This is a genomic window from Micromonospora sp. C95, assembly GCF_018070465.1.
In the GTDB taxonomy this organism is placed as follows: Bacteria; Actinomycetota; Actinomycetes; order Mycobacteriales; family Micromonosporaceae; genus Micromonospora.
The window spans coordinates 1-23685 of sequence record NZ_JAGPXT010000033.1 but is presented as its reverse complement, the minus strand read 5'-3'; the positions used below and the strand labels follow the sequence as shown (position 1 = coordinate 23685).

Annotated in this window: 25 protein-coding genes, 1 tRNA gene and 1 pseudogene; 10 read left to right on the top strand and 17 right to left on the bottom strand. The window is 71.1% G+C overall.

From position 1 onward, the window contains the following. Position 1: 1 nt before the first annotated feature. Genes KBX00_RS25805 through KBX00_RS25795 form a run of 3 tightly spaced genes read right to left on the bottom strand, consistent with a single transcriptional unit; the run spans position 2 to position 2150 of the window. Positions 2-1093 (bottom strand): glycosyltransferase family 9 protein, encoded by a 1092-nt coding sequence (locus KBX00_RS25805; RefSeq protein WP_307869083.1) that lies wholly within the window; start codon positions 1091-1093, stop codon positions 2-4. Positions 1094-1113: 20 nt separating this feature from the next. Continuing rightward, positions 1114-1647: an Hsp20/alpha crystallin family protein gene (locus tag KBX00_RS25800; RefSeq protein ID WP_210830651.1), complete on the bottom strand. Its 534-nt coding sequence runs from the start codon at positions 1645-1647 to the stop codon at positions 1114-1116. Continuing rightward, on the bottom strand, positions 1644-2150 hold the full coding sequence (locus KBX00_RS25795) for a DUF2231 domain-containing protein (RefSeq protein WP_210830650.1): 507 nt from the start codon (positions 2148-2150) through the stop codon (positions 1644-1646). The genes KBX00_RS25800 and KBX00_RS25795 overlap by 4 nt, the downstream gene beginning before the upstream one ends. Positions 2151-2302: 152 nt before the next feature. On the opposite strand from KBX00_RS25795, the gene KBX00_RS25790 reads away from it, so the two are divergent. Beyond that, entirely contained in the window at positions 2303-2920 is a 618-nt protein-coding gene (locus KBX00_RS25790) for a pyridoxamine 5'-phosphate oxidase family protein (protein ID WP_210830649.1), read from the top strand. A gap of 144 nt (positions 2921-3064) precedes the next feature. On the opposite strand, the gene KBX00_RS25785 is transcribed toward KBX00_RS25790, so the two are convergent. The 4 genes from KBX00_RS25785 to KBX00_RS25770 form a co-directional block, all read right to left on the bottom strand. Then, positions 3065-3790 carry a GPP34 family phosphoprotein gene (locus KBX00_RS25785; protein WP_210830648.1) on the bottom strand — a complete coding sequence of 242 codons (726 nt, stop codon included), beginning with the start codon at positions 3788-3790 and terminating at the stop codon, positions 3065-3067. A gap of 68 nt (positions 3791-3858) precedes the next feature. Continuing rightward, positions 3859-4569: a CPBP family intramembrane glutamic endopeptidase gene (locus KBX00_RS29745; protein ID WP_210830647.1), complete on the bottom strand. Its 711-nt coding sequence runs from the start codon at positions 4567-4569 to the stop codon at positions 3859-3861. A 95-nt stretch (positions 4570-4664) separates the two neighbouring features. Continuing rightward, positions 4665-5384, bottom strand: a complete 720-nt coding sequence (locus KBX00_RS25775; RefSeq protein WP_210830646.1) for an ABC transporter permease — start codon at positions 5382-5384, stop codon at positions 4665-4667. A 26-nt stretch (positions 5385-5410) separates the two neighbouring features. Next, positions 5411-6292: an ABC transporter ATP-binding protein gene (locus tag KBX00_RS25770; RefSeq protein ID WP_210830645.1), complete on the bottom strand. Its 882-nt coding sequence runs from the start codon at positions 6290-6292 to the stop codon at positions 5411-5413. Positions 6293-6400: 108 nt separating this feature from the next. Between KBX00_RS25770 and KBX00_RS25765 the strand changes: the two genes are divergently transcribed. From KBX00_RS25765 to KBX00_RS25750, 4 genes are read left to right on the top strand one after another with little or no spacing between them, the layout of a single operon-like run. After that, on the top strand, positions 6401-7552 hold the full coding sequence (locus KBX00_RS25765; RefSeq protein WP_210830644.1) for a sensor histidine kinase: 1152 nt from the start codon (positions 6401-6403) through the stop codon (positions 7550-7552). Next, complete coding sequence (locus KBX00_RS25760) at positions 7549-8154, top strand: response regulator transcription factor (RefSeq protein WP_210830643.1); 606 nt, start codon at positions 7549-7551, stop codon at positions 8152-8154. The genes KBX00_RS25765 and KBX00_RS25760 overlap by 4 nt, the downstream gene beginning before the upstream one ends. Before the next feature lie 28 nt (positions 8155-8182). Next, entirely contained in the window at positions 8183-8578 is a 396-nt protein-coding gene (locus tag KBX00_RS25755) for a DUF4260 domain-containing protein (RefSeq protein ID WP_210830642.1), read from the top strand. An 11-nt stretch (positions 8579-8589) separates the two neighbouring features. Further along, entirely contained in the window at positions 8590-9258 is a 669-nt protein-coding gene (locus tag KBX00_RS25750; RefSeq protein WP_307869082.1) for a DUF4232 domain-containing protein, read from the top strand. 105 nt (positions 9259-9363) lie between these two features. On the opposite strand, the gene KBX00_RS25745 is transcribed toward KBX00_RS25750, so the two are convergent. After that, the gene (locus KBX00_RS25745) at positions 9364-9693 is read right to left on the bottom strand and encodes a hypothetical protein (protein WP_210830640.1); all 330 of its coding nucleotides are present in this window, start codon (positions 9691-9693) and stop codon (positions 9364-9366) included. A gap of 183 nt (positions 9694-9876) precedes the next feature. Between KBX00_RS25745 and KBX00_RS25740 the strand changes: the two genes are divergently transcribed. After that, a complete protein-coding gene (locus tag KBX00_RS25740) occupies positions 9877-10389 on the top strand; it encodes a tyrosine-type recombinase/integrase (RefSeq protein WP_307869081.1) in 513 nt (170 codons plus the stop codon). A gap of 17 nt (positions 10390-10406) precedes the next feature. Here the strand turns inward: KBX00_RS25740 and KBX00_RS25735 are convergent. Next, positions 10407-10479, bottom strand: a tRNA-Thr gene (locus KBX00_RS25735). 129 nt (positions 10480-10608) lie between these two features. On the opposite strand from KBX00_RS25735, the gene KBX00_RS25730 reads away from it, so the two are divergent. Then, complete coding sequence (locus KBX00_RS25730) at positions 10609-12396, top strand: metallophosphoesterase (RefSeq protein WP_210830638.1); 1788 nt, start codon at positions 10609-10611, stop codon at positions 12394-12396. 102 nt (positions 12397-12498) lie between these two features. Here the strand turns inward: KBX00_RS25730 and KBX00_RS25725 are convergent, their stop codons facing one another. The 6 genes from KBX00_RS25725 to tmk form a co-directional block, all read right to left on the bottom strand. Beyond that, positions 12499-13329: a regulatory iron-sulfur-containing complex subunit RicT gene (locus KBX00_RS25725; protein WP_210830637.1), complete on the bottom strand. Its 831-nt coding sequence runs from the start codon at positions 13327-13329 to the stop codon at positions 12499-12501. Between the two features lie 327 nt (positions 13330-13656). Next, the gene (locus tag KBX00_RS25720; protein WP_210830636.1) at positions 13657-14361 is read right to left on the bottom strand and encodes a hypothetical protein; all 705 of its coding nucleotides are present in this window, start codon (positions 14359-14361) and stop codon (positions 13657-13659) included. After that, positions 14361-14666: a hypothetical protein gene (locus KBX00_RS25715; RefSeq protein WP_210830635.1), complete on the bottom strand. Its 306-nt coding sequence runs from the start codon at positions 14664-14666 to the stop codon at positions 14361-14363. The genes KBX00_RS25720 and KBX00_RS25715 overlap by 1 nt, the downstream gene beginning before the upstream one ends. Position 14667: 1 nt before the next feature. After that, positions 14668-14997, bottom strand: coding sequence for a YbaB/EbfC family nucleoid-associated protein (locus KBX00_RS25710; RefSeq protein ID WP_210830634.1), 330 nt, complete (start codon positions 14995-14997; stop codon positions 14668-14670). Between the two features lie 145 nt (positions 14998-15142). Continuing rightward, a complete protein-coding gene (locus KBX00_RS25705; RefSeq protein ID WP_210830633.1) occupies positions 15143-16357 on the bottom strand; it encodes a DNA polymerase III subunit delta' in 1215 nt (404 codons plus the stop codon). Beyond that, a complete protein-coding gene (gene tmk / locus KBX00_RS25700) occupies positions 16357-18453 on the bottom strand; it encodes a dTMP kinase (protein WP_210830681.1) in 2097 nt (698 codons plus the stop codon). The genes KBX00_RS25705 and tmk overlap by 1 nt, the downstream gene beginning before the upstream one ends. Before the next feature lie 382 nt (positions 18454-18835). Between tmk and KBX00_RS25695 the strand changes: the two genes are divergently transcribed. Then, complete coding sequence (locus KBX00_RS25695; RefSeq protein WP_210830632.1) at positions 18836-20044, top strand: amino acid deaminase/aldolase; 1209 nt, start codon at positions 18836-18838, stop codon at positions 20042-20044. Between the two features lie 44 nt (positions 20045-20088). Here the strand turns inward: KBX00_RS25695 and KBX00_RS25690 are convergent, their stop codons facing one another. Beyond that, positions 20089-20742 carry a TetR family transcriptional regulator gene (locus KBX00_RS25690; protein ID WP_210830680.1) on the bottom strand — a complete coding sequence of 218 codons (654 nt, stop codon included), beginning with the start codon at positions 20740-20742 and terminating at the stop codon, positions 20089-20091. Positions 20743-20966: 224 nt separating this feature from the next. Here KBX00_RS25690 and KBX00_RS25685 point away from each other — a divergent pair, with 224 nt between their 5' ends. Further along, positions 20967-22283, top strand: coding sequence for a D-arabinono-1,4-lactone oxidase (locus tag KBX00_RS25685; RefSeq protein WP_210830631.1), 1317 nt, complete (start codon positions 20967-20969; stop codon positions 22281-22283). A gap of 940 nt (positions 22284-23223) precedes the next feature. After that, a complete protein-coding gene (locus KBX00_RS29485; RefSeq protein ID WP_301548616.1) occupies positions 23224-23532 on the top strand; it encodes a DUF559 domain-containing protein in 309 nt (102 codons plus the stop codon). Between the two features lie 41 nt (positions 23533-23573). On the opposite strand, the pseudogene KBX00_RS25675 reads toward KBX00_RS29485, so the two are convergent. After that, positions 23574-23685: pseudogene (locus KBX00_RS25675) on the bottom strand (IS30 family transposase); the annotation flags it as partial.

Below are 23685 nucleotides of genomic sequence, written 5' to 3'. Positions count from 1 at the left end.
TTCAGCGGAACAGCAGCTCGCGGGCGGCTTCGAGCACCTCGGCCACCGGCACGTCGGTGACGAAGGAGTCACGGTGCGGGCAGTCGCCGTCGCCCGGACGATGCGGGTAGATGCCGGGGGTGCAGTCCACCCCGCAGACCGGACAGTGCACCGTCCACGAGGTGATCGGCCGATGCCGCCCCCGCGTCACGGAAGCGGTGGTGATCAGGTTGCCGACCCAGAAGATGCCCACCGTGGGGGTACCGACGGCGGCGGCCAGGTGCAGCGGCCCGGTGTCGTTGGAGACCACCAGCTCGCAGCCGGCGTAACAGCCGGCCAGCCCACTCAGGCCGAGCGTGCCCACCTGCGGTCGGACCGGCACCCCGGCGGTGGCCACCACCTGGTCGACCACGTCCCGCTCGGCAGGGGTGCCGGTGACGAGGATTTCGTAACCGTCGGCGTGCAGTGTCCGGGCCACCTCCCCGAAGCGGTCGGCGGGCCAGCGACGACGGGTGTCCGTCGCGCCGGGATGTAACGCCACCCGGGGACGTTCCGGCTCGCCGAGCACGGTGCGCGCCTCGGCCCGGTCGGTCTCGGTGACCGCCAGCGCCGGGGTGATCGTGGTGGCCGCGGCGCCCACCAGCGCCACCGCCTCCAGATAGCGGATCACCTCGTGCTGGTAGTAGACGTAGCGCAGCCAGCGGTCCAACGGCGGCGCGTCCTCGGCCCGTAGGCCGGCGGTGAGCCGGGCACCGAGCGCGGCCACCAGCGGATTGGAGTTGGCACCGCCGCCGTGCAGTTGCAGCGCCAGGTCGAACCGTTCCGCGCGGGCGGCGGCCAGGAAGTCGACCATGCTCGACTCGGGCTCGCCCTCGGTCGCCGTCCGGATCCCCGGCGCGGGCGGCACCACGAGTACCCGGTCGACCGGGCCCGGCCGGTCGCGCCACAGCTGCTCGTGCCAGGGCGCGCCGAGCAACACGATCTCCGCCTGCGGGTACGCGGCCCGCAGCGCCTCAAGCGCGGGCAGCACGAAGATGAAGTCGCCGAGCGCGTTGGCACGCAGCACGGCGATCCGGGCCACGTCCGGCACCCGGTCGGCGGCCCCTTCCAGCACGGCCGAAGCCACCGCGCGCGCTACCGGCCGGAATCGCCGGTGGCGACGTCCGGCTGGTGCAGTTCCCGGTCCGCCGCCGGGTCGACGCTGCTCGGCACGCCACCGGAGGGGCCCGTCGAACGCGGTCCGGTGCGACCGACGGTTATGGTGCGCGGTGCGGGACGGTTCGCCCGGGGCAGTCGGACCCGCAGCAGACCGTGGTCCATCACCGCGTCGATCGCCTCGGGGTCCACCCGCGACGGCAGTTGTACGCGGTACTCGAAGCCCCGGGTCTCAAACCCGCCGGGAATGCCGTGGTCGGCGTTGACCTCGGCCTCAGTCCGCGCCCGTACGCACAACTCGCGGTCGTCCAACTCCACCGCGACCTCCTCGGGCGCGACGCCAGGCAGCCGGACGACCACCTCCCAGCCGTCGCTCGTCTCGCCCAGTTCCACCTCGGGCGGCCCGGGTCGACCGCCGACCAGCCGGCTCAGCTCGGCCCGCAGCGACTGCAACTCGCCCATCGGGTCCCAGCCCTGCTGGCCGCCTCGCCAACCGCGTCCCGGCCTGGTCATCGCGCGTCTCCCATTCGTTGACTGGCGGCCGCCGGCCGCAACGAACTCGGCGCGTCGAGTCCGGCCTCCCGGTCGACCCCGACGCCGAGCCGGTCGACGAGTTCACCGCCCAGCCAGCCGCCGACTCCGAGAATGCCGAGCGCCACCACCTCGATGGCGATCAGTGCCCCGCCCGCGCCCCGCGAGTCGGCGTTGAGCCGCACCACCCAGACGGCGGCGAAGAGCAGGATCGCCGCGACGTTCACGACGGCGTGGGTGAGCGCCACCCGCTTGGCCCGGGTGCCGGTGGGGATGGCCAGCAGGTCGAACGTGCCGGCCGCCGCCGCCAGCAGGCCGCCGATCAGGCCGACGGTGAGGTTCCAGTACGCCACCTCGCCGAGGAAGTCCGGCCCGCCGACCGTGTCGACGACGTCGAAGAGCACGGCGGTGACCAGCAGGGCGAACGGAAACATCACAAGCATCGGGTGGACGGGGTGCCCCAGGATCTTGAGTCGACTCTCCATCTCCGGGCCTCCACTGCTCTTCGAAAGCACTCTCCGGGCCGGTACCCCTCGGCACCGAGGGACAAACCTGACGGCCGTGCGCGACTAGACTGACCGGGGCGGTTTCCCGCCCGGGTGCCGCCACCACGGTCAACTCCACGGGGAGGCACCCAGTGACGGTGGAGATCACATCCGTAGCCGAATTGACCCAGCTACTCGGCGCCCCCGGCCCCCGCGCAGTCGCCAAGGAGCGCACCCAACTGCACGAGCGTGACCGGCAGTGGCTCGCCGCCTCGCCGTTCTGCCTGGTGGCCACCGCCGGAGCGGACGGCGCCTGCGACGTCTCTCCGAAGGGAGATCCGGCGGGTTTCGTCCACGTGCTCGACGACCGGACCATCGCCATTCCGGAGCGTCCCGGCAACAAGCGCGCCGACGGCTACCGCAACATCCTGGCGAACCCGCACGTCGGCCTGATCTTCCTCATTCCCGGGCGCCCCGACACCCTGCGGATCAACGGGCGGGCACGGCTGCTGCGTGACGCGCCCTGGTTCGACGACATGGTGGTCAAGGGACACCGGCCGGTGCTCGCCGTGCTGGTCGAGATCGAGCAGATCTTCTACCACTGCGCGAAGGCGTTCCTGCGGTCCCAGCTGTGGCAGCCGGAGACCTGGCCAGCGGACCCGCTGCCCAGCCGGGCCCGCCTGGTCAAGGAGGTCGAAGCCCGCGTCGACACCCTCGCCGACCTCGAACGCCACTACGGCCCCCAGTACGCCGCCAACCTCTACACCTGACCCGCCCCATCGACCCGCTACCCGACGCCGCCGGCTCGCAGGCGGCAACTTCGGTGATGTTGTCGTCTGCGGCCCCTCCAGACCCGACAACATCCGCGAAGTTGCAGGTCGGCGCTGCACGGGAGCCGGCGGCGGAGGGGTGTGCTAGCTGCGGGGGAGCACCGTGGTGGTGACGATGACACTGTTGACGACGGTCGCGGTCACGGTCCGGGTCACGGCCTCCGCTGCCGCACCGGCCCCCCAGTTGCCCTGTTCGAGCTCCTTGGCGCGATTGATCACGGGTGTGGTCCACGGAATGTCGCGGTAGAACTGAGGGAGAGTTCCGCTGCCCGACAGCAGTGCCGCGAGCGCGGCCACCCGGGCCGACGGTTCCGCTCCGTCCACGAGCACCCGCCGGACCTCCGCCAGCAGGCGCGCGCGGCGCCCGTTGCCACCGTCGCGCAACGCGGTCGTACGGAACAGGCCGAGCAGTTTCCGCTCCTCTCGGACAATGTCGCCGCGTTCGACGAGCCGCTCCAACACCGGCTTGCGCAGCTGCGGGCCGATCGCGGCGAGCACCGTCTGGACGCCTCGGGGCTTCTCGGAGACGTAGTCCCACGCCGACCGGAGAAGCTCGTCTGACGGTGCATGACCCTCGACGATGCTCACCTTGCGCCGGTCCGCCATCGTCACCCGGTCGGCGAGGGCGAGATCCGCGAGTACGGCCCCGGCGAGGACGTAGAAGAGGGTGTTCTCTCCGGCGATGGTGCCCGACCTCGGCTGGAACAGCAGGAGCAGAAGATCCTCGACCAGCGTCGGTGCACCGGGTTGCTTCGTCTCGGCGGGCGTCGCGGCGCGCTCGTCGAAGGAGTCGTCGGGTTGCTCGGTCATCGGTCAGACCTCTCGTGGAGATGGGTGGGTGTCAAGCGGACGGCCTCGGTGTTCGGAGCTCGCTCTGGTCATCCCGCCGTCGCGACGATGATCGAGACGAGCGTCGCGGCGGCGTTGTTGACGGCGTGCAGCACGACGCCTGGCCAGATGGAGCCGGACCAGCGGAACAGCAGGGCGGCAAGCACGCCGACGACGAACGCAGCGGGCAGTACCGGGTTGATGCCGTGCGCGACAGCGAAGATCGCCGCGCTCGCGATCACCGCGATCCAGGCCCGGTATCGGGCGAACAGGGCATTCGCGAGTACGCCGCGGAAGAAGGCCTCCTCGCCGAGCGGTGTGATGACCGACCCCGCGACGAGGGTGAGGGCGAGTGACAGCCAGCCTGCGTTGGCGGCCTCCTGGTAGCTCGTCTGGACGTTCTGCGCGTCGCCGCTGACGATCATGTAGATGATCGCGGCCATGGTGCCGAGTATGTAAGCACCGAGACCGAGCGCGGCGGCGACGAGCAGTTGTCGTGCTGTCGCGCGGCGGACGCCGAAGGCCGACAGCCCACGAATACGGATAAGCACGGCGACCGCGAATGCGACAAGTCCCATCGCACCCGAGACGACGAGGCCCACGACACCCGCCACCGCATCGTCGGCAACCCGTGGCAGCAGCAAGGCAACCACGAGGAACGAGGCAGCGTACGCGGCACCGCCGGCGATGATCTCGGGCCAGGCCGGGCGCCTCGAACCGATACGCCCGGTCCTGCCGTCACTGATCGCATGGGTGGTCACGGTCACTCCTTCATCGGGCGCCTTTCAGCGGCAGTGTGCGACCTGGTCGGACGGATGGTCGGGGTATTGCGGGCACTTCGACGGCGCTTGCCGCCTCAGCGGCGGGGTTCCCACTTGAACAGGCGGGTGGCCGCCACGACGGCGACGACGACCCAGCCCAGCGTCGGGGCCAGCAGGAGCAGGGAGTCGGTCACGGCGACGCCGCCATTCCAGGCGTTCATCACCATTTCGGTGGCGGAACCACCGGGCAGCAGCCGCTTGAGCAGGGCGAGTTCCTCGGTGCCGGTGATGCCCACCCAGCTGGCCACACCGATCACGCCGAGGGTGACGGGCAGGGTGGTGACCTGGGCGTGCTCGGGTGAGTTCGTCAGGCCGGCGGTCGCCAGCCCCAGGCCGATCAGCATGGCCACGGTCGCGACGATCGCCACCACCAGCAGGGGTATGTTGGCCGGCCCGCCGGCGACCATGGCCAACGCGGTCAGGATCGCGGCCACCTGCACCACGGCGACGACGGTGGCGGGCAACAGCAGGCCGGCGAGAATGCCGGCGTCCCCGATGGCCGTGGAGCGCAACCGCTTGAGGAAGAGATTCTGCCGCCGGGACGCCAAGGTCGTCACGGTCGTGGCGTAGAGCCCGAACGCGGCCACGGTGAACAGCACGATCGCCGCGATGTAGCCGAGGCTGCCGAGGGCCGCGAAGGTCTCGTGCTGGCGGACGAAGTACCCGGAGACGACGACCGGGATGATGAAGCTGGTGACCAGTACCAGCCGGTTCCGGAAGATCTGGATCAGCTCGCTGAAAGCGATGGGGAACACGGGAAGGATTCCTCTCGGAAGGCGGGTCAGCCGCTGATGGCGCGGAAGACGTTGTCGAGGCGGGTCGGCCCGGCCTCCAGGTCGCGCAGCTCGACGGCGTGGTCCTGCGCCCAGGAGAGCAGGATGTGCAGGTCCTTCTGCAGGCCGAAGGTCTCGATCGCGACCTTGCCGTCGCCGTTCGTGGCGGCCTGCAACGGCAGCGCCGGTGCCGTCGGCGGCAGCGAGAAGCGGATAACCGCCGGCAGCGTGCGGGTCAGCTCGGAGACGGTGCCCTCCCGGTGGAAGGTGCCCTCGTGCATGAGCCCGATCCGGTCGGCGCGCTGCTGCGCCTCCTCCAGGTAGTGCGTGGTGAGCACGATCGTGGCGCCGTTCTCGCGGAGCCGATCCACTGTCGTCCACAGGTGGTCGCGCGACTGGACGTCCAGGCCGGTGGTCGGCTCGTCGAGGAAGATCAGCTCCGGGGTGCCGTAGACGGCGGTGGCGAAGTCCAGCCGCCGCTTCTCCCCGCCCGAGAGCTGTGACACCTTCCGACCGGCCTTGCCGGTGAGATCGACGACGTCGAGCACCCGGTCGACATCGTCGGTCCGCCGAGTCAGGGTGCCGATCAGCCGGACCGACTCGCGAACCGTGAGGTCGGGGGAGAAACCGCTCTCCTGGAGCATGACCCCCATTCTGGGACGGACCACCCGGCGGTCGCCCGGCTGGCGCCCGAAGACGCGCACGGTGCCGGAGGTCGGCGTCCGGTGCCCCTCGATGGTCTCCAGGGTCGAGGTCTTCCCCGCCCCGTTCGTGCCGAGCAGCGCGTACAGTTCGCCACGCCGGACCTCGAAGGAAAGGTCCTTCACGGCGTGGAAGTCGCCGTACTTGACGTTCAGCCGTTCGACTTCGATCACTGGTGTGGTGGACATGCACCAATGACACCAGCGGTCGCGCCGATCCATCAGTGGTGCCACGTCACGGGTACATGTGACGTGGTGTCACTGCTCGCCCCGCCTGGACGTGGGAATACTGGCTGGGTGACCGCGAGATCGCCGGCCTTCACCAAGACGACGCAGAAGCGGCTGCGCCGGATCAATCTCCTCACGTCACTTCCGCCGGTCGTGTTCGCCGCGGTGGTTCTCCTGGCCACCGAAGCACACGCCTGGTGGCATTTCATCGTCCTGGCCCCGGGTGCCGTGGCGGCGGTGGTGGCCTTCGAACGCTGGACGGCGGACGACCTCGCCCGAGTCGCCCTGCCCTGCACGATCGTCGGGGCTGTGGTGTGGCCGCTCGGGGTGCTGCTGACCGGCAGCCCCAACGCCTACTGGGGCATCTGCGCGGTGGGGTCCCTCTCCCTCCGCCAGGTACGACGCCGGACCCTGGCAGCGTTCGGACTGTTCGGCTACGTCGCCGCCGTCGGTGCGATGCGGTTCCTGGTCGAGCAGGACGACGTACGCCGCGTCCTGATCACCTACGTGCTCGTCCCGACGGGCCTCACCATCCTGGTGACCGTCCTCACGATCGTCGGCGAGCGTTTCTACGACCTCATCCGGGAACTCGACCACGCCCGGGAGCGCGAGGCGGAGCTGGCGGTCATCCGCGAACGTGTCCGCTTCGCCAGCGATCTGCACGACATCCAGGGCCACACTCTCCACGTGGTCAAGCTGAAGATCGCACTGGCCCGGAAACTGGTGCGCCGCGACACCGATCGAGCCGAGAAGGAGCTGCGGGAGACGTACGCTCTGGTCAGCGACACCATCACCCAGACCAAAGAACTGGCGTACGCCCAGCGCCGGCTCAACCTCTCGGCGGAGCTCGAGAACGCGAAGAACCTGTTCGAGGCGGCGGGCATCCGGGTCCGGGTGACCCGGGAGGCCGAGGTGGGACCGCGCAGCAGCGAACTGCTCGGCCAGGTCCTGCGCGAGACCACCACGAACATCCTGCGACACACACAGGCCACCCAGGTGCAGATCACGCTCGCCGAAGCCGGCATCTCGATCGTCAACGACGGCGTGAGCGGCGATACGCTACCCGAGCTCAGGGGGCTGTCCAACCTCCGTCAACGGCTGGCAGCCGACGGCGGCGAGCTGGCCGTGCAACAGCAGGACGGGCGATTCCTGACCGCCGCGAGGTTTCCGCCCGCCCGTGCCGATGCTGCCACCGGCGGCGCTGCGGAGGATGACCGATGACCACCACGATCGTGCTCGCGGACGACGAGGCCCTGCTGCGCAAGGCGCTGGCCGCGCTGCTGCCGCTCGAAGGCGACATCGACATCGTCGCGGAGTCGACCGATGGCGCCACGGCCGTTGAAGCCACTCTGCAACACCGGCCCGACGTGCTGGTCATCGACCTGGAGATGCCCGGCACGGACGGCCTCGGCGCCATCACGCAGATCCGCCGCGTCCGACCGGAGCAGTTGGTCCTCATGCTGACCCGGCACGCCCGGCCCGGCGTACTGCGCAAGGCACTGAAGCTCGGCGTGCAGGGCTTCGTCAGCAAGTCGGCCGAGCCCGCACACATCGCCTCGGTCATCACCGACCTGCACGCCGGCAAACGGTGGATCGACCCGGACGTCTCCGCGCTCGCCATCGTCGACGACTGCCCGCTGACCGACCGCGAACTCGACGTGCTGCGGGTGACGAGCGAGGGCTACTCGGTCGCCGACATCGCCGCCCGGCTCCACCTCGCCCAGGGCACCGTACGCAACTACCTCTCCAACGCCATGCAGAAGACCCAGACCCACACCCGTCACGAGGCCGCGCGCTACGCCCGCGAACACGACTGGCTGTAACTCGGATCGACACCCACGGAGTTGTCAGATGTTGGACCCGGTCCGGACCCAGCGCGTCGAAGGCGTTGTCGTAGCGGCCCTCGCCGTCGTGGTGACCGTCGCCGCCGGGTACGCGTGGTGGTGGTTGCTCGCCCTCTTCCTGATCTTCGACCTGTCGATGGTCGGCTATCTGCGCGGCCCACACGTGGGTGCCTTCTGCTACAACCTGGCGCACTCCTACGCGCTGCCGGCGCTGCTCGGCGCGGTCGCGGTGGCCTTCGCCGCATCCGGTGACCCGATCGACTGGCTCGGCGTCCTCGCCATCGCGTGGGTGTTCCACATCGCCGTCGATCGCGCCCTCGGCTACGGCCTCAAGACCACCGAGGGCTTCGAGCACACCCACCTCGGACGGATCGGCAAGGCCAAGACGAAGGGCGGAGGTTAGCACGCGAGCGGATGGGCATGGTGCGTAAAGCCAGGACCTCAACGGAGGGATCCGACATGCGCTCCTTCTCATGCCTCGCGCTACGCCTGCTCCCGGTAGTCGGCCTCGCTGCTGCCGCAACAGGTTGCGGTTCGACCGCGCCATCCGTCCCTCCTTCGCCGCCCGCAGTCGGATCGCCCGCCACCGCCTCCACTTCGACCCCCTCCGCCTCTTCCGGCTCTTCGTCTCCCGGATCGGACTCGGTCGCCGCATGCCGGACCGAGAACATGACGGCCGTCATCACCGCGCAGCCGCATGCCGAGAACGTGGCGCTCGTACGGCTGACCAACATCGGCCCGGACGCCTGCAAGGTCGACGGCTGGGCCCACATCTCCCTGGTCAACGCTGCCAACGAGGTTGTCGACGTGGAAACCGAGACGGTCGACCAGCCCGGCCCGCCGACTCCGACCACGGTCCAGCCGGACCGGTCCGCGTGGGCCGGTATCAAGTGGACGACCTGCGACAAGGGCAGCAGTGACTGCGCTGTGGGCAACACCCTGAAGTTCAGCCTCGAAGCGTCCATCGACGGCAGGCCCGCCGAACTCACTGGCTTCCCTAACCCGGAAGCCAGCGACATCACCATGGGATCGCTGCGGGTCGGCTCCCTGCAGCCCAGCCGCCAAGGCGTCGTCGCCTGGTGAGCCAAGGCGACTGCAAAGAATGCCCTGACCTGCGTCTCCGCTGGTCATCACCTTGAGCCGCCTGACGGAATCGAACCGTCGACCTACGCATCACGAGGCGGACCGTTACGTGCCACGACTTGCTCGCGTCATCACGTCCCGTCGCAAGGTCTTCATCAGGGCTGCGTGTCGGTTGGTGCCGCCCCGTGGCATGAGTCGACGGGTGTACAGCGTCGCCAGCCCCACCCATGTCGAGGCCACCCCGACAAACACTGTCCCAAAGGTGATGGCGATCGGCACCCAGACCACCGGCGGCTTCAGGGACCAGATGGCTATCGCGCCGATGGTCAGCCCCATCATGAGTGGCCCGAGGAGCAGGCAGCGGTATCCGACGATCAGCAGCCGATACGCTCCCGTCGCTCGGATCCGCTCGACCGCCTTGTCAACCTCTGCCATGTCGGTGCCCTCCCCGGAGTCGCCGCGACTGTACCGACGCCCCGCTCTCTTGCCATCCCGCCACCCACGAACCGGAACCGTTCGGCAACTCCATCTCGGAGTCGTCTGGCCCCCGCCGGAGGCAAAGGCTCTTCCCTGGTTCAGCAACTGTCGTCTATAGGCCGGGCAGCGCGCCGCAGTGGGATGCCGACGCGGGCGGTTACACCGACCCGGACTCGGGTGAGTTGCTGCCGTCGTGGGATGACGCCCTGGACCTGGTCGACGCCGACCCCGACGCGCAACCGGTGCACGTCGACCGGCTCTGGCACGAGCTGCGGCACACGCCGTGCTCGGAGCGGTGCTCCATCCGCGCACGTCGCCGGGAAGCGCCGCGAGGATCTCGTGTTCACCGCTTCGAACGGCGGTCCGCTGCGCAACATCAACTTCCGGCCTCGGGTCTTCGCGCCGGCTGCGGCGTCGGTCGGGCTGGCTGGGCTGACTCCGCACGACCTACGGCATACAGCGGCGAGTCTGGCCGTGGCGGCGGGCGCCAACGTCAAGGCCGTGCAGCGCATGCGCGGGCACGCCTCGGCGTCGATGACGACCTGGACGCGGTCGCCAACCGGCCGGACGAAACGGTCACGGCACGAAATGCGGACCGGCTTTACCAACGGCAGCGGGATCAACCCTGGGAAACGGCGAAGCCCAGGTCGTTGACCTGGGCTTGCATACCGAGCCGCCTGACGGAATCGAACCGTCGACCTACGCATTACGAGTGCGTCGCTCTGCCGACTGAGCTAAGGCGGCAACGGTGGTCAAGTGTACGGCACGCGGCACTCCGAGGCCGAGCGGGATTGGCCGCCGGGTCGAGCGAACCGGACGCCCAGGGCGTTTACGGGGTCGTCGGGTCACCCGGGTCGCACTACGCTGCGGCGAATGACCGACGATCACACCTCTCGCGACGAACCGGCCGACGCCGGGCCGCCGTCCCGCGACCGGCCGCAGCCACCGGGGCCGTACGCCGGGGAGGCCGCCGGCGGTCGGGCGGCCCGGCGGCCCCGCAGCACCGATCCACTGGAGCTGGGTTTCACGCCGCGCAAGCCGGTGCCGTGGCTCGCGCCGATCCTGCTGATCAGCACCGGCCTGCGTACGCTGCTGGCGATGCTGTTCGGGGCGTACCTGGACAAGCGGGAGCTCCAGAAGGCGCTGGACGCGGAAATCTCCCGGCAGGTGGGGCCGGACGGCGGGCTCTGGCTCGACTACGTGGCCGACCTGGGTGACGGGTTCAACGCCACCTATTCGGTGGCGTACCTGCTCGCCCAGCGGGAGATCACGGTGGACGGGCACCGGCTGCCCCGGGCGCAGACCCTGGTGATGGGTGGCGACCAGGTCTACCCGTCGGCGGAGTACGCGGCATATGAGGACCGGTGCAAGGGGCCGTACCAGGCGGCACTACCGGCCACCCCGGCGGAGCAGCCGACGATCTTCGCGGTGCCCGGCAACCACGACTGGTACGACGGGCTGACCGCGTTCCTGCGGCTGTTCGTCCGCACCCGGGACCGGCACTTCGGCGGCTGGCGCACCGGCCAGTCCCGGTCGTACTTCGCCGTCGAGCTGCCGGCGGACTGGTGGCTGCTCGGTCTCGACGACCAGTCCGGCTCGTACGTCGACGACCCGCAGCTCACCTACTTCGACGCGGTGGCGAAGCGGCTCGGACCGCAGAGCCGGGTGATCCTGGCGGTACCGGCTCCGGCCTGGGTCAAGGCCGTCGACCGGCCCACCGCGTACGACTCGATCGACTACTTCATCCGGACCATCGTCGCGCCCACCGGTGCGCAGGTCCGCCTGCTGATCTCCGGCGACCTGCACCACTACGCGCGGTACACCGGGCCGGACGGACGGCAGTTGGTGACCTCCGGCAGCGGCGGTGCCTACCTCTACCCGACGCACAAGCTGCCGGAGCGCATCGAGGTGCCACCGCCCGACACCCTGGCCCGGCGGTCCAGCCCGTCCCGGACGTACGAGTTGGCGGGCCGCTACCCCGACGCCGCCCGCTCCCGCCGGTACGGCTGGGGGATCTTCGCCCGGCTGCCGCGCCGCAACCCGGGCTTCTCGACGCTGCTGGGCGTGCTGCAAACCCTGCTGATGCTCTCCATGGCCGGCGTGGCCGACTTCCGGTCCGAGGCCTCCGAACAGCGGCTGTTCAGCGTGCCGCTGGTGATGATGGTGCTGGTGACGGTGCTCGCGGCGGCGATGTTCGCGAAACCGCCAAGTTCCAGCGGCAAGCGCCACGCCCGGCACTGGATCCTCGGCGTCGGGCACGGGCTGGCGCACGTCGGCCTGGCCGCCGCCGGCACCTGGGCCTGGCTCGCCCTGCCGTTCCACGACTGGTCCTGGCCGCTGCCGGCGGTGGCCGCGGCAGTTGTCTACCTGCCGGTGATCGGGCTGGTGGCCAGCCAGTTGGTGGCCGGGTACCTGCTGCTCGCAAGCGCCTTCGGGGTGAATGTCAACGAGCTGTTCGCCGGGCAGGGCATCGAGGACGCCAAGGGCTTCGTCAGGATGCGCATCGACCCCGACGGCACGCTCACCCTCTACCCGATCGCCGTCGACCGCGTCGCCCGCGACTGGCGGATCAACCCCGACCAGTCCCCCGACTCCTCCTGGCTCACCCCCAGCACCCCCCTGACCCCCCGCCTGGCCGAACCCCCCGTCACCCTCACCTGACCACCCCACACCGGCCGTTGATCATGAGGTTAGCGGCGAAGTTGATCTCGGAAACTGCCGTTAACCTCGTGATCGACGCGGACCAGCAGGGGGTGGGGTGGGTCAGCGGGTTTCGTAGGCGCGGCGGGAGCCGCAGACGTCGGCGCGGGAGCAGCTGGAGCGGGAGCCGTCGGCGTCGAGGCGGACGGTGACGGCGTCTCTCGGGACGCTGTGGCCGACCACTCGGCCCTCGCCGTCCGGCGTGGTGACCCGGGCACCGATCGCCGGGGCGGATTCGGCGAACTTCGCGTACAGGGGATGCTCGTACTTGAGGCAGCACATCAGCCGGCCGCACGCGCCGGAGATTCGCAGCGGGTTGAGCGGCAGATCCTGGTCCTTGGCCATCCGGATGGTGACCGGTTCGAAGTCGTTGAGGAACGTGGCGCAGCACAGGTCCCGCCCGCAGGAGCCGATGCCACCCTGCACCCGGGCCGAATCGCGGGCCGAGAGCTGGCGCAGCTCCACCCGGCAGTGCAGGGTCGCGCCGAGATCGCGGACCAGCGAGCGGAAGTCCACCCGGTGCGGGGCGGTGAAGTAGATGGTGCTGCGCTCACCGCCACCATCGCCGTTGCCCAGCACGTGATCGACCGCCACCACCTTCATCGGCAGGCCGTGCTCGCGGATCAGCCGCTTGGCCGCCACCTTCGCCTCGGCCTTGCGCCGCCGCAACTCCTCGTCGCGCCGCAGATCCTCCTCCTGGGCCAGCCCGGCCAGCCGGGGGAAACCCGCGGTCTCCTCGGTGACCCACTGCGCCGCCCACACGCACTCCGCCACCTCGGGACCGTCGTCGGTGGGCACCAGCACCTTGTCGCCCACCTGGGGGCGCAGCTCGCCCGGGTCGAGGTAGTAGAGACGCCCGTACCGCTGGAAGCTGACCGCGCAGAGCATGCCCATTGCCTCACCCTACGTCGCGTGAGCGCAAACGCGCCGGGTCGACCGTTGGCGACGTGCCACGGGACCGCGGCCCACAGCCATCCATGATTGTCGACTCGACCGATTCCCATCCCGACCACCGGTACGACGATGCCGCCCGGACGGCTGAAACCTGCGTCACGGGCGGGACAAGACCGCGCCGAGCGCGTTGAGTGGAGAGCAGACCTGCGGGGGGTGCAGGGAAGGCCACGGCGCCGCTGACGGGCCACCTTTCGGAGGTGTCCGCGAGCGGCGCCGTGCGCCCTGTGCCGGCACGGGTGCCGCCACCGGAGACGACGCGGGCGGACGTCACCAGCCGACCCGGGTGGTCCGGCCGCCCGCCGGGCCACCACCGGTGTCCGGGCGGAACCGTCCACCTCCCGGTCGCCACGGAGACTCGGCGAGGCTCGGTGACCACTGCCGCAACAACGTCTCGACGCCGTCGTACGCCACCGAGAGCACCGCCAGCACCCGGGCACCGATCTCGGCGGCGGCGACCGCCCCCGATCCGGTCGCCCCGGTTCCTGCTGTCGTCCGGCCGACCGAGGTGATGGCGACGACGGCTACCGCCTCGGCCGACCCGATCGCCTCGGCCAGTGCCCGAGCGACGGCGAGCCGGCTGCCTTCCACCCAGTCGGCGAGTGCGTCGGCGTAGCCGGCGGTGGCTTCCAGCCGCCCGACCAGGCTCTCGGGGCCCTCGTCCAGGTGCCGCAGCAGCGCCGCCCGAGACTGGCCGTACGCCGTGGCGGCCGAGCCGGACCAGAGCACCGGGTCGGTCAGCGCGGCGCAGGCGTGGTCGTAGCCGTGCACGTGCCGGCGTACCGCGTGCCCGGCGGTTGCCAGCGGCCCCGGCCGCAGGTCGAGGAAGCCGCGCAGCGCGTCACCGGGCAGCACCTGCATCCGGCGCAGCAACGGCCAGACCCGGTGCCCCTCGGGAGCACCGGCCGCGAGCAGCGTGTCGACCCGCTCCAGCAGGTCGAGGCCAGGCTCGGCGAGCCGGTCGAGGAAATCCATCACGCCTCACCGGCGATCCGACGGGAGATGGCGGAGTCGGTGTCGGAGTAACGGTCGGCGGCCTCGCGCAGCGCGGCCGCCACGGACGCCAGTTGGCTGGCCGCGTTGTGCGCCTCCCGGGCCCGATCACCGGTGGCGGCCACCCACTGCCGGTGCAACGCCCGCCCGACCTCGCCCGGCCGACCAGGTGCGTCGGCACCGAACGCAACCTGTGCGGGGTCACCGGCGGTGACCGACCGGGAGAGCGCGGTGAGCGTGGCGCTCGCCTCGTCGAGGCGGCCGGCCAGGGTGCGAAGGCTGTCCATCTCAGGCCCCCGTCAGCGGTCGGTACGCGGTGAAGGTCTCGTTGTGCAGTTTCTCCCTCGCCCACTCCGCGGCGTCGGCGGCGGCGGTGACGGCGGCCCGCACCGAGTCGGCCACGTCGCGCGGTGCCCGGTTGTGCAGGGGGCCGAGGAAGCGTACGTCGGTGATCCGGCCGCCGGCGGTGACCACCACCTCGACCAGGCTGTCCGGTGAGCGGACGGTGACCTCGACCGTCGCCACGGCCTGGTCGAACTCGGCCTGGAGAGACTCGATGCGGCGGTAGCGCCGGACCGCCTCCTCAATCCACGCCTCGTCGATCTCACCGCGCGGCATCGCCGGACTCCTCCCGGTTTCATCACTGTGCGTGCCGCCACCGTCACCACGGCACACCGGACCGTACCGCACGCGAATTGCGCCTGTCGATGGCTGTGGGCAACGGTCCGGTTACCGGGCGGCCGGGAACGCCGAGCGGCGGTGGTCAGCCCTTCCAGAGAGCGAGCATCATCGCCTCGACGGCGATCCGGGGCTTGACGTTCGCCTCGATCGCGGCGCGACAGGTGAGCACCGCCTCCAGACGCCGCAGCGCTCCCTCCGGCTGCCAGCTACGGGCACCCGCCTCGGCCAACTCGGCGGTGTCGGAGTGCACCGGCGACACAGGTGCACCCAGCGCCATGGTCAATGCGTCCCGGTAGAAGGCGGCGAGGTCCACCAGGGCCCGGTCCAGCGCGTCCCGCTGGGCCCGGGTCGCCCGTGACTTCTGGCGTCGTTCCAGGTCCTTCAGTTGGCCGGCGGCTCCCCGGGCGGCGCCGGCCGCACCCCGACCGGTGCCGCCGGCACCGAGTGCCGTCTGCAGCGCCGCGCGCTCTGCGGCGTCGATCTCCACGACCGACGCCTCGGCCTCCGCCTCGGCGGCTTCGATCAGCGCGGACGCCGCGTCGAACGCGGCACCCACCCCGGTGAGCCGACGCGGCACCGCGAGCACCGCCTCCCGCCGGGCCCGCGCCTGCGGATCACGGGCCAGCCGACGGGCCCGCCCCACGTGGCCCTGGGTGGCAGCGGCCGTCCAGCGGGCCACGTCGGGAGCGACCCCGTCCCGGCGGACCAGCACCTCGGCCACCGCCTCGGCCGCCGGCTGCCGCAGCGGCACCACCCGACACCGCGACCGGATGGTCACCGAGATGTCGTCCGGGTGGGTGGACGGCGCGCAGAGCAGGAAGACCGTACGCGGCGGCGGTTCCTCCACCGCCTTGAGCAGTGCGTTGCCGGCCGCCTCGGTCAACCGGTCGGCGTCTTCGATGATGACGACCTGCCAGCGTCCGGCGGACGGTGTGCTGGCCGCGCGGAGCACCAGCGCCCGCATCTCGTTGACCCCGATGGAGAGCCCTTCGGGCACCACCAGCCGGACGTCGGCGTGGGTGCCGGCGAGGGTGGTGTGGCAGCCGGGGCACTCGCCACAGCCGGTGCCGTGCACGCACTGCAACGCGGCGGCGAAGGCCCGCGCCGCGACCGACCGGCCCGAGCCGGGCGGGCCGGTGAAGATCCATGCGTGGGTCATCCCCCCGCCGGGGTCGGCGCCGACGGTCGCCTCGGGTTCGCCGGTGGCGCCCAACAAGGCGGCGGCGGCCGCGGCGGCCCGCCGCAGCGTCTGCACCGCCTCGTCCTGGCCGACCAGGTCGGCGAAGGCGTCCGGCATCAGGTCCGCTCCGTCGTCACCAGCTCCGACGGGGATAACTCGGGCTGCACCGAGGTGTCCGGACCGTGCGCCGGGCCCGGGTGCTCGACCCCGTCGGCACTGCCGAGCATCTCCTCCACCCGGCGGGCGACCCGCTCGGCGATGTCCTCGGCCGGGCGGGCGCCGTCGAGCACCAGGTAACGCTTGGGGTCAGCGGCGGCGAGATCGAGGAAGGCGTAGCGGACCCGCTCGTGGAAGGCGATGGACTCGGCCTCCAGGCGGTCGGCGCTCTCCGCGCGCGCGGCGACCCGGGACAGCCCGGTACGCGGATCGACGTCGAGCAGCACCACCAGATCGGGCTTGAGCCCACCGGTGGCCCACGAGGAGAGCCAGGACACCTCGTCGACCGGCAGCGTGCGGCCGGCACCCTGGTAGGCCAGGGACGAGTCGACGTACCGGTCGCTGATCACCACGGCGCCCCGGGTCAGCGCGGGCCGGACCACGGTGGCCACATGATGCGCCCGGTCGGCGGCGTAGAGCAACGCCTCGGCGCGCGGCGAGGGTGCCTCGTCGGGCGTGGTGTCCAGCACCAGCGATCTGATCCGGGTACCGACGCCGGTGGCGCCGGGCTCCCGGGTGACCACCACGTCCCGTCCCTGGCCGCGGAGCAGTTCGGCCAGCTTGCCGAGCTGGGTCGACTTGCCGGCACCCTCGCCGCCCTCGAACACCACGAAGAGTCCGGCCGAGACGAACGGCTCGGCCGGCATCAGCGGACGGCCCCGGATCGACCCCCACAGGTCGGCCAGGACCGGCACACCCTTCTTGTCGTCCATCTGCCCGAAGGCGCTGATCCCGGCGAAGATGCCGGCCGCGCCGGCGGCGAGCAGCAGCAGGCGGGTGGAGGAGACGGAGATGCCGAGGTCGGCGATGGTCAGCGTGCGGGAGCCACCGACACCGGCCAGCAGGCTCCCGAGTGCGATCGCCAGGATCAGCACGAGCCGGGTACCGATCTGCACCACGGCGAAGACCCGGCCGCGTACCTCGTCGGCGACCTCGCCGCCGAGCAGGGTGGTGCCGGACAGGAAGGCCATCCCGGCGCCGGCTCCGACGAAGACCGCACCGACGAGCGCCATGGACAGGTGGATGGCGAAGGCCAGCGTCATCACCGAGGCGCTGGCCAGCACGATGCTCATGCCGAACCAGCGACGCCGGGACATCTCCCGCACGATCATCGGCCCGAGCCCGATGCCGAGCGCCAGACCGATGAAGATCGCGCCGAACAGCAGATAGAACGCGGCGTCACCGGCGCCGAGCGAATCGGCGAAGAACCGGGCGGTGCCGATGACGATGCCGCCACCGGCAAAGGCGCCGAGGATGCCAAGGACCAGTCCCCGCACCAGCGGGGTCTGCCCGATGAACCGCCAGCCCTCGGTGAACTGGCGCATCATGCTCTGCTCGGTGCGCTCCCGTTCGTCGGTCTGCCCCTGGCTGATCTCCTTGATGCCGAAGGCCACCACGACGGCGGTGGCGAGCCGGGAGAGCGCGTTGAACCAGAGCGCGAGTTGGGCCGGCTGGGCCCAGCCCGGCATCTCACCGCCGGTGGCACCCCGGATGATGCCGTCGAGCGCGGAGAGCACGATCGCGGCGAAGACCGGGGTGAGGCCGTACGTGGTGATCAGGGTGAGCTGATTGGCCGTCTCCAGCCGGGCCCGCGGGATCAGGTTCGGTACGGCGGCTTCCTTGGCGGGGATCCAGAGCAGGGTGACCGTCTCGATCAGGAAGGTGGCGATCGCCGCCCAACTGACCACCCGCGCGCCGCTGGCGCCGGTAAGCGCGTAGAGCGGGATGGAGGCGAAGAGCACGAACCGCAGCAGGTCGCAGATGACCATCGTCCAGCGTCTGTCGAACCGGTCGGCGAGCACTCCGGCGACCGGGCCGAGCAGCAGCGCGGGCAAGAGCCGGATGGCGATCACGCCGCCGAAGGCTGCGCCCTTGGCGGTGCTGCCCTCCACCTGGGCGGCGGCGAAGACGCTCGTGGCGAGCAGGCCGAGCCAGTCACCGAAGGAGGCCGCGCCGAGCACGATCCAGAGCCGCCGGAACGGACGGATGCGCAGCACCGAGCGGATCGCACCGTACCCGGTCAGGTCGGCTTGACCGCCGGAGCCGCCCGCCGGACCCTGCGTCCCGGGCTTGCCGGACTGGTTCGTGGCACCGCCGGAGCCGCCGGTCGTGCCGGCGGGCTGGTCGGCTGTGCCGGCGGGCTGGTCGGCGGACGGCGACACGCCGGACGACTCGCCGTTGAACTCGCTTTCGATGGCCGTACCTCCACGTGCCGGCCCATCGCTGGGCACCCCCGGTGGAACACTCTAGACCCGGTAGGGACGTCCTCCCGTCCTGCACCGCCTGCTCGCCGAGCCTAGGCCGCTGTGGCCAGCCCGACCCGGGCAACCAGGACACGAGGGTATTTCGCATTAACCGTTTCACAGTTAGCGTGCACACGTGGCCACCGACAGCGAGAATCTGCGCCACCGGCTGGACCGGGCGACCGCGCACCTCGACCCGCCGTACGCGGCGGTCGACCTCGGCGCCTTCGACGCCAACGCCGCCGCGCTCGTCGACCTGGCCGGCGACAAGCCGTTGCGGGTCGCCAGCAAGTCGGTGCGCAGCCGCGAGTTGATCGCCCGCGCGCTGGCCCGACCGGGCTGGCACTCGGTGCTGGCGTTCACCCTGCCCGAGGCGATCTGGTTGGTCCGCACCGGGATCACCGCCGACGTGCTGGTGGCGTACCCCACCGTCGACCGGGGGGCGCTCGCCGAAGTCGGCGCCGATCCGGTGCTCGCCGCCGCGATCACGCTGATGATCGACGACCCGGACCAACTTGACTTCTGCGACGCGGTGTCACCCTCCGGCCGCCGTGCCGAGCTACGGATCTGTCTGGACCTGGACGCCTCGTGGCGGCTGTTGAACGGGCGGTTGCACGTCGGTGTCCGTCGCTCACCGGTGCACAGCGCCCGGGCGGCCGGCCGGCTGGCCGCCACCGTCGCCCGTAGACCGGGCTTCCGGCTGGTCGGGCTGATGTCGTACGAGGCGCAGATCGCCGGCCTGGGCGACGCACCGCCCGGGCGGGCGGCGCTCGGCACCGCGATCCGGCTGGCCCAGCGCGGTTCCTACCGCGAGTTGCTGGTCCGCCGCAGCGCGGCGGTGGCCGCCGTACGCGAGCACGCCGACCTGGAGTTCGTCAACGGCGGTGGCACCGGCAGCGTGGCCGCGACCCGCGCTGATCCCGCGGTGACCGAGATCACCGCGGGATCGGGCCTGTACGGGCCGACGCTGTTCGACGCTTACCGCGCCTGGCGGCCTACCCCGGCGGCCTTCTTCGCCTGCGGGGTGGTCCGGCGCCCGACGCCCGACCTGGCCACCGTGCTGGGCGGGGGCTGGATCGCCTCCGGCTCGGCCGACCGCAGCCGACTGCCCCGCCCCTGGTTGCCCGAAGGGCTCAGCCTGCTCGGTGCCGAAGGCGCCGGCGAGGTGCAGACCCCGTTGAGCGGCGCACCCGCCGCCCACCTGCGCATCGGCGACCGGGTCTGGTTCCGGCACGCGAAGTCGGGCGAGCTGTGCGAACGGGTGAACGAGCTGCACCTGGTGGACGGCGACCGGGTGGTGGCCACCGTGCCGACCTACCGGGGCGAGGGTCGAGCCTTCCTCTGACCGGTGGGCCGGCGGGGCCGCGTCGGCGGTGGGTGCGGTCGGTGTCAGACGGGCTGGGCCGCCGGCTGGGCGGGTTCGGCCTCGGCGACGATCTGGTCGTCGGCCGGCTTCGCCGGCTGCACCACCGGCCGGCGGCCGGCGTCACCCCGAGCGTCGACCTGCCGGTGCAGGTACTCCCGGATCAGTGCCTTCGCCTCGGTGAGCACCCGGTCGTCCCCGTCCGGCCTCCGCCGGAACGCCAGCTTGATCAGGGCGTCGGCCGCCTCAACCGCGATCTCCAGATGGAAACGCAGGTCCGGCACGTCGGCCAGCCCGAACCGCTCGGTGAGCACCCGAGCGAGCTGGTCGGCGATCACCCCGTTGTTGTCCCGCTGCTCATCGAGCAGATGCAGGTCGACCACGTCGCCGAAGTGCAGGGTACGGAACCCGGGAACGGTGCGGTGCATCGTGATGTATTCATCGATCCCCGCGTCGACCCCGTCCCACCAGTGGGTCAGGTCGTCCGAGGCGAAGCGTTCATCGAGCCGCTGGAGGTAGGACTCCATCGTGCGCAGCGTCAGCGCCTGCACGATCGCCCGCTTGTCCGGAAAGAACTGGTAGACCGACCCGATCGCCACCTCGGCCCGCTCGGCGAGCAGGGTGGTGGTCAGTCCCTCGTACCCCACCTCGTCGACGAGTTCGGCGCAGGCGTCCAGCATCCGCTGGACCCGCGCGACACTACGACCCTGCACTGGTACTCGACGCAGTGGCCCGGTCGTGGCGGCTGAAGTGGACACTCGCCACCCCCTCTCGACGGATGAACATATCTGCACGTCACGAGTCCGTGACTACCGGTACAACGAGCGGACCTCGATTGCGGTGTTTACCAGGGACAACGTTCCTGATATGAATTCTGTTCATATTCATCTCTAGGAGCGGGCCGATGGTCGAGAGCACCGTCACCGAGGCCGCCGCCTGGTCGAACTGGGCGGGTAACCAACGCGGCGCGGCCACCGCCGTACTGCGGCCGTCCTCGGTCGACGAGGTCGCCGAGCAGATCCGACGTGCCGCCCAAGCCGGCGAGCGGATCCGCCCGGTCGGCAGCGGCCACTCCTTCACCCCGGTCGCGGTCAGCGACGGGCAGCGGATGGACCTGACCCGACTCGCCATCGACGTACGCGTGGACATCGATCGACGCCTCGTCACCGTACCGGCCGCGATGACGCTGCGGGAGGTGAACGCCCTACTCGCCGCGCACCGACTGGCTCTGCCGAACCTCGGTGACATCGATGCGCAGACCGTGGCGGGGGCCATCTCCACCGGCACCCACGGTACCGGTGCTGCCCACGGCGGCCTGGCCACCTTCGTCGCGGCGCTGACCCTGGTCACCGGCACCGGCGAGGTGCTGCGCTGCTCCGCCAAGGAGCATCCGGAGGTGTTCGACGCCGCCCGCGTGTCGCTCGGCGCGCTCGGCGTACTCGTCGAGGTGACGCTGCGCTGTGTGGACGCCTTCGTTCTGCTGGCCCACGAACGTCCGGCGACGCTTGACGCCGTGCTGGCGCAGGTGCCCGCCCTGGTCGACGCACACGACCACCTGGAGTTCTTCTGGTTCCCGTACACCGACCGGGTGCAACTCAAGACCAACGACCGGGTGCCCGTCGACGACCGCCCGCTGTCCCGCTGGCGCGGCTGGCTGGACGACGACTTCCTGGCCAACACCGTCTTCGCCGGAGTCTGTCGGCTCGGCCGGGCCGTGCCGGGCCTGGCACCGGGCATCAGCGCGATCTCCGCGCGGGCGCTCAGCGAGCGCCGCTACACCGGCCGCTCCGACGCGGTCTTCTGCAGCCCCCGCCGGGTCCGCTTCCTGGAGATGGAGTACGCGCTGCCGCGCGAGGCGCTGCCCGAGGCGCTGGCGGCGGTGCGTCGCATCATCGACGGACTGCCGTTCAAGGTGCTCTTTCCGGTCGAGGTGCGGTTCACCGCAGCTGACGGGATCTGGCTGTCACACGCCCACGGTCGGGATTCGGCGTACCTGGCCCTGCACCAGTACGTCGGCATGCCGTACGAGCCGTACTTCCGGGCCTTCGAGGCGGTGGCGACCGGACTGGGTGGCCGGCCGCACTGGGGCAAGCTGCACTGGCGCGACGCCGCCTCCCTGGCCCCCGTCTACCCCCGCTGGCCCGACTTCCAGCGCATCCGCGCCCGCCTCGACCCCCACCACACCCTCACCACCCCTTACCTGACGACTCTCTTCGGCTGAATCCGCCGCGAATCTTGGTCCGAATCCGCCCCTGTAAGGGCGCTCGTGGACCAAGATCCCTCGACTGTCCACAGGGGCAGCGGGCAGGGACAGCTACGCGGCAGGGTGGCGGTGTGGGGAGTCAGGGCACGGGATGGGCGGCAGGTGCATCCGCAGCGGGTCGATCCGCAGGGCGCGGGGTGGGACAGTTTCGGCCTCCTAGCGGGCGGGTGACACGACGCGACCCCGGACCGGGTGAACGGGCGGGCTGGCGAGACGCTTCGGAGGGCGATCCGAGGGCAGGTTGGCGGAGTGCCCGGGAGCGTCATCCGAGGGCGACGTTTCGAGGCTGGGGGCCGGACCTACCGCGAGACGACGCGGACGAGCTGACCTGGTTGCTGTTCCACCAGGAGCAGGTGCTCAGCCTCGATCAGGCTCGCCTGCATCTGTCAGCGAAGGCCATCCGGCACCGGGTCGCATCCGGTCGCTGGCGGCAGGTGCACCGAGCCGTTTACGTGACGCACAACGGGCCGTTGACACCTGCGCAACTGCCGTGGATCGCCGTCTTGTCCGTCGGCCCGGCGGCGGTGCTCGGCGGGTTGAGCGCCGCGCAGGCATGGGGCTTGCGCAGACATGGTGACGGACTCGTGCACTTGCTCGTGCCGTCCGGACACCGACCGCGTTCCATGCCACCCGGTGTCCGGGTACACCGCACCACCATCCTGACCGACGCGGACATCCTCGACGTCGGGCAACCGCGTCGGACGATGCCGGCCCGGTCGATCGTGGACGCAGCGCAATGGGCGGCCGATGACCATGAGGCGTGTGCCATCATCGCGGCCGGATACCAGCAGCGCCTCGTCGGCGGCGACGATGTCCGGCGCGTACTCGATCGCCTACCCCGCGCCCGGCGGCGCAGCCTGATCCGGCAGACGGCCGTCGACGCGACTCCCTGCCGGAGTTGGAGTTCCTCGCCCTCGTCCGGCGCGCCGGGTTGCCCGAGCCGACCCGGCAGGCGGTCCGGCGGGATGCCGCCGGCCGGCGCCGCTACCTGGACGCGCTGTTCGAGGAGTGGGGAGTGCTCGTGGAGATCGACGGCGGCCAGCATCTCCATCCGGCCACGGCATGGGCGGACATGCGCCGGCAGAACGACCTGTGGCAGCGCGGCGACCGGGTGCTCCGCTTCCCGGCCTGGGCCATCCGCCACGCACCCACCCAGGTCATCACCCAACTCCGCACCGCCCTCACAGCGGCGGGTTGGCACCCCTGACGACGCAGATCTTGGTCCGCCAGCGCCCCACCGAGGCGGATTCAAGCGGCGGTTGCAACACCGAGTAGTTGGGCCATTTTCTCACTGGGAGTGGCCCAACCTAGGGTTTGACGGGGACGGGTGTTCAGTTCGTCGGCGACGGCGTCGAGGTCG

Bases quoted from the DNA above. Each gene is read 5' to 3' on its own strand.
- KBX00_RS25800 (WP_210830651.1), bottom strand. From the start codon at position 1,647: ATGACCAGGCCGGGACGCGGTTGGCGAGGCGGCCAGCAGGGCTGGGAC.
- KBX00_RS25795 (WP_210830650.1), bottom strand. From the start codon at position 2,150: ATGGAGAGTCGACTCAAGATCCTGGGGCACCCCGTCCACCCGATGCTT.
- KBX00_RS25785 (WP_210830648.1), bottom strand. From the start codon at position 3,790: ATGACCGAGCAACCCGACGACTCCTTCGACGAGCGCGCCGCGACGCCC.
- KBX00_RS25770 (WP_210830645.1), bottom strand. From the start codon at position 6,292: ATGTCCACCACACCAGTGATCGAAGTCGAACGGCTGAACGTCAAGTAC.
- KBX00_RS25760 (WP_210830643.1), top strand. From the start codon at position 7,549: ATGACCACCACGATCGTGCTCGCGGACGACGAGGCCCTGCTGCGCAAG.
- KBX00_RS25755 (WP_210830642.1), top strand. From the start codon at position 8,183: ATGTTGGACCCGGTCCGGACCCAGCGCGTCGAAGGCGTTGTCGTAGCG.
- KBX00_RS25750 (WP_307869082.1), top strand. From the start codon at position 8,590: ATGGGCATGGTGCGTAAAGCCAGGACCTCAACGGAGGGATCCGACATG.
- KBX00_RS25745 (WP_210830640.1), bottom strand. From the start codon at position 9,693: ATGGCAGAGGTTGACAAGGCGGTCGAGCGGATCCGAGCGACGGGAGCG.
- KBX00_RS25740 (WP_307869081.1), top strand. From the start codon at position 9,877: ATGCCGACGCGGGCGGTTACACCGACCCGGACTCGGGTGAGTTGCTGC.
- KBX00_RS25730 (WP_210830638.1), top strand. From the start codon at position 10,609: ATGACCGACGATCACACCTCTCGCGACGAACCGGCCGACGCCGGGCCG.
- KBX00_RS25725 (WP_210830637.1), bottom strand. From the start codon at position 13,329: ATGGGCATGCTCTGCGCGGTCAGCTTCCAGCGGTACGGGCGTCTCTAC.
- KBX00_RS25720 (WP_210830636.1), bottom strand. From the start codon at position 14,361: ATGGATTTCCTCGACCGGCTCGCCGAGCCTGGCCTCGACCTGCTGGAG.
- KBX00_RS25715 (WP_210830635.1), bottom strand. From the start codon at position 14,666: ATGGACAGCCTTCGCACCCTGGCCGGCCGCCTCGACGAGGCGAGCGCC.
- KBX00_RS25710 (WP_210830634.1), bottom strand. From the start codon at position 14,997: ATGCCGCGCGGTGAGATCGACGAGGCGTGGATTGAGGAGGCGGTCCGG.
- KBX00_RS25705 (WP_210830633.1), bottom strand. From the start codon at position 16,357: ATGCCGGACGCCTTCGCCGACCTGGTCGGCCAGGACGAGGCGGTGCAG.
- KBX00_RS25690 (WP_210830680.1), bottom strand. From the start codon at position 20,742: ATGCTGGACGCCTGCGCCGAACTCGTCGACGAGGTGGGGTACGAGGGA.
- KBX00_RS25685 (WP_210830631.1), top strand. From the start codon at position 20,967: ATGGTCGAGAGCACCGTCACCGAGGCCGCCGCCTGGTCGAACTGGGCG.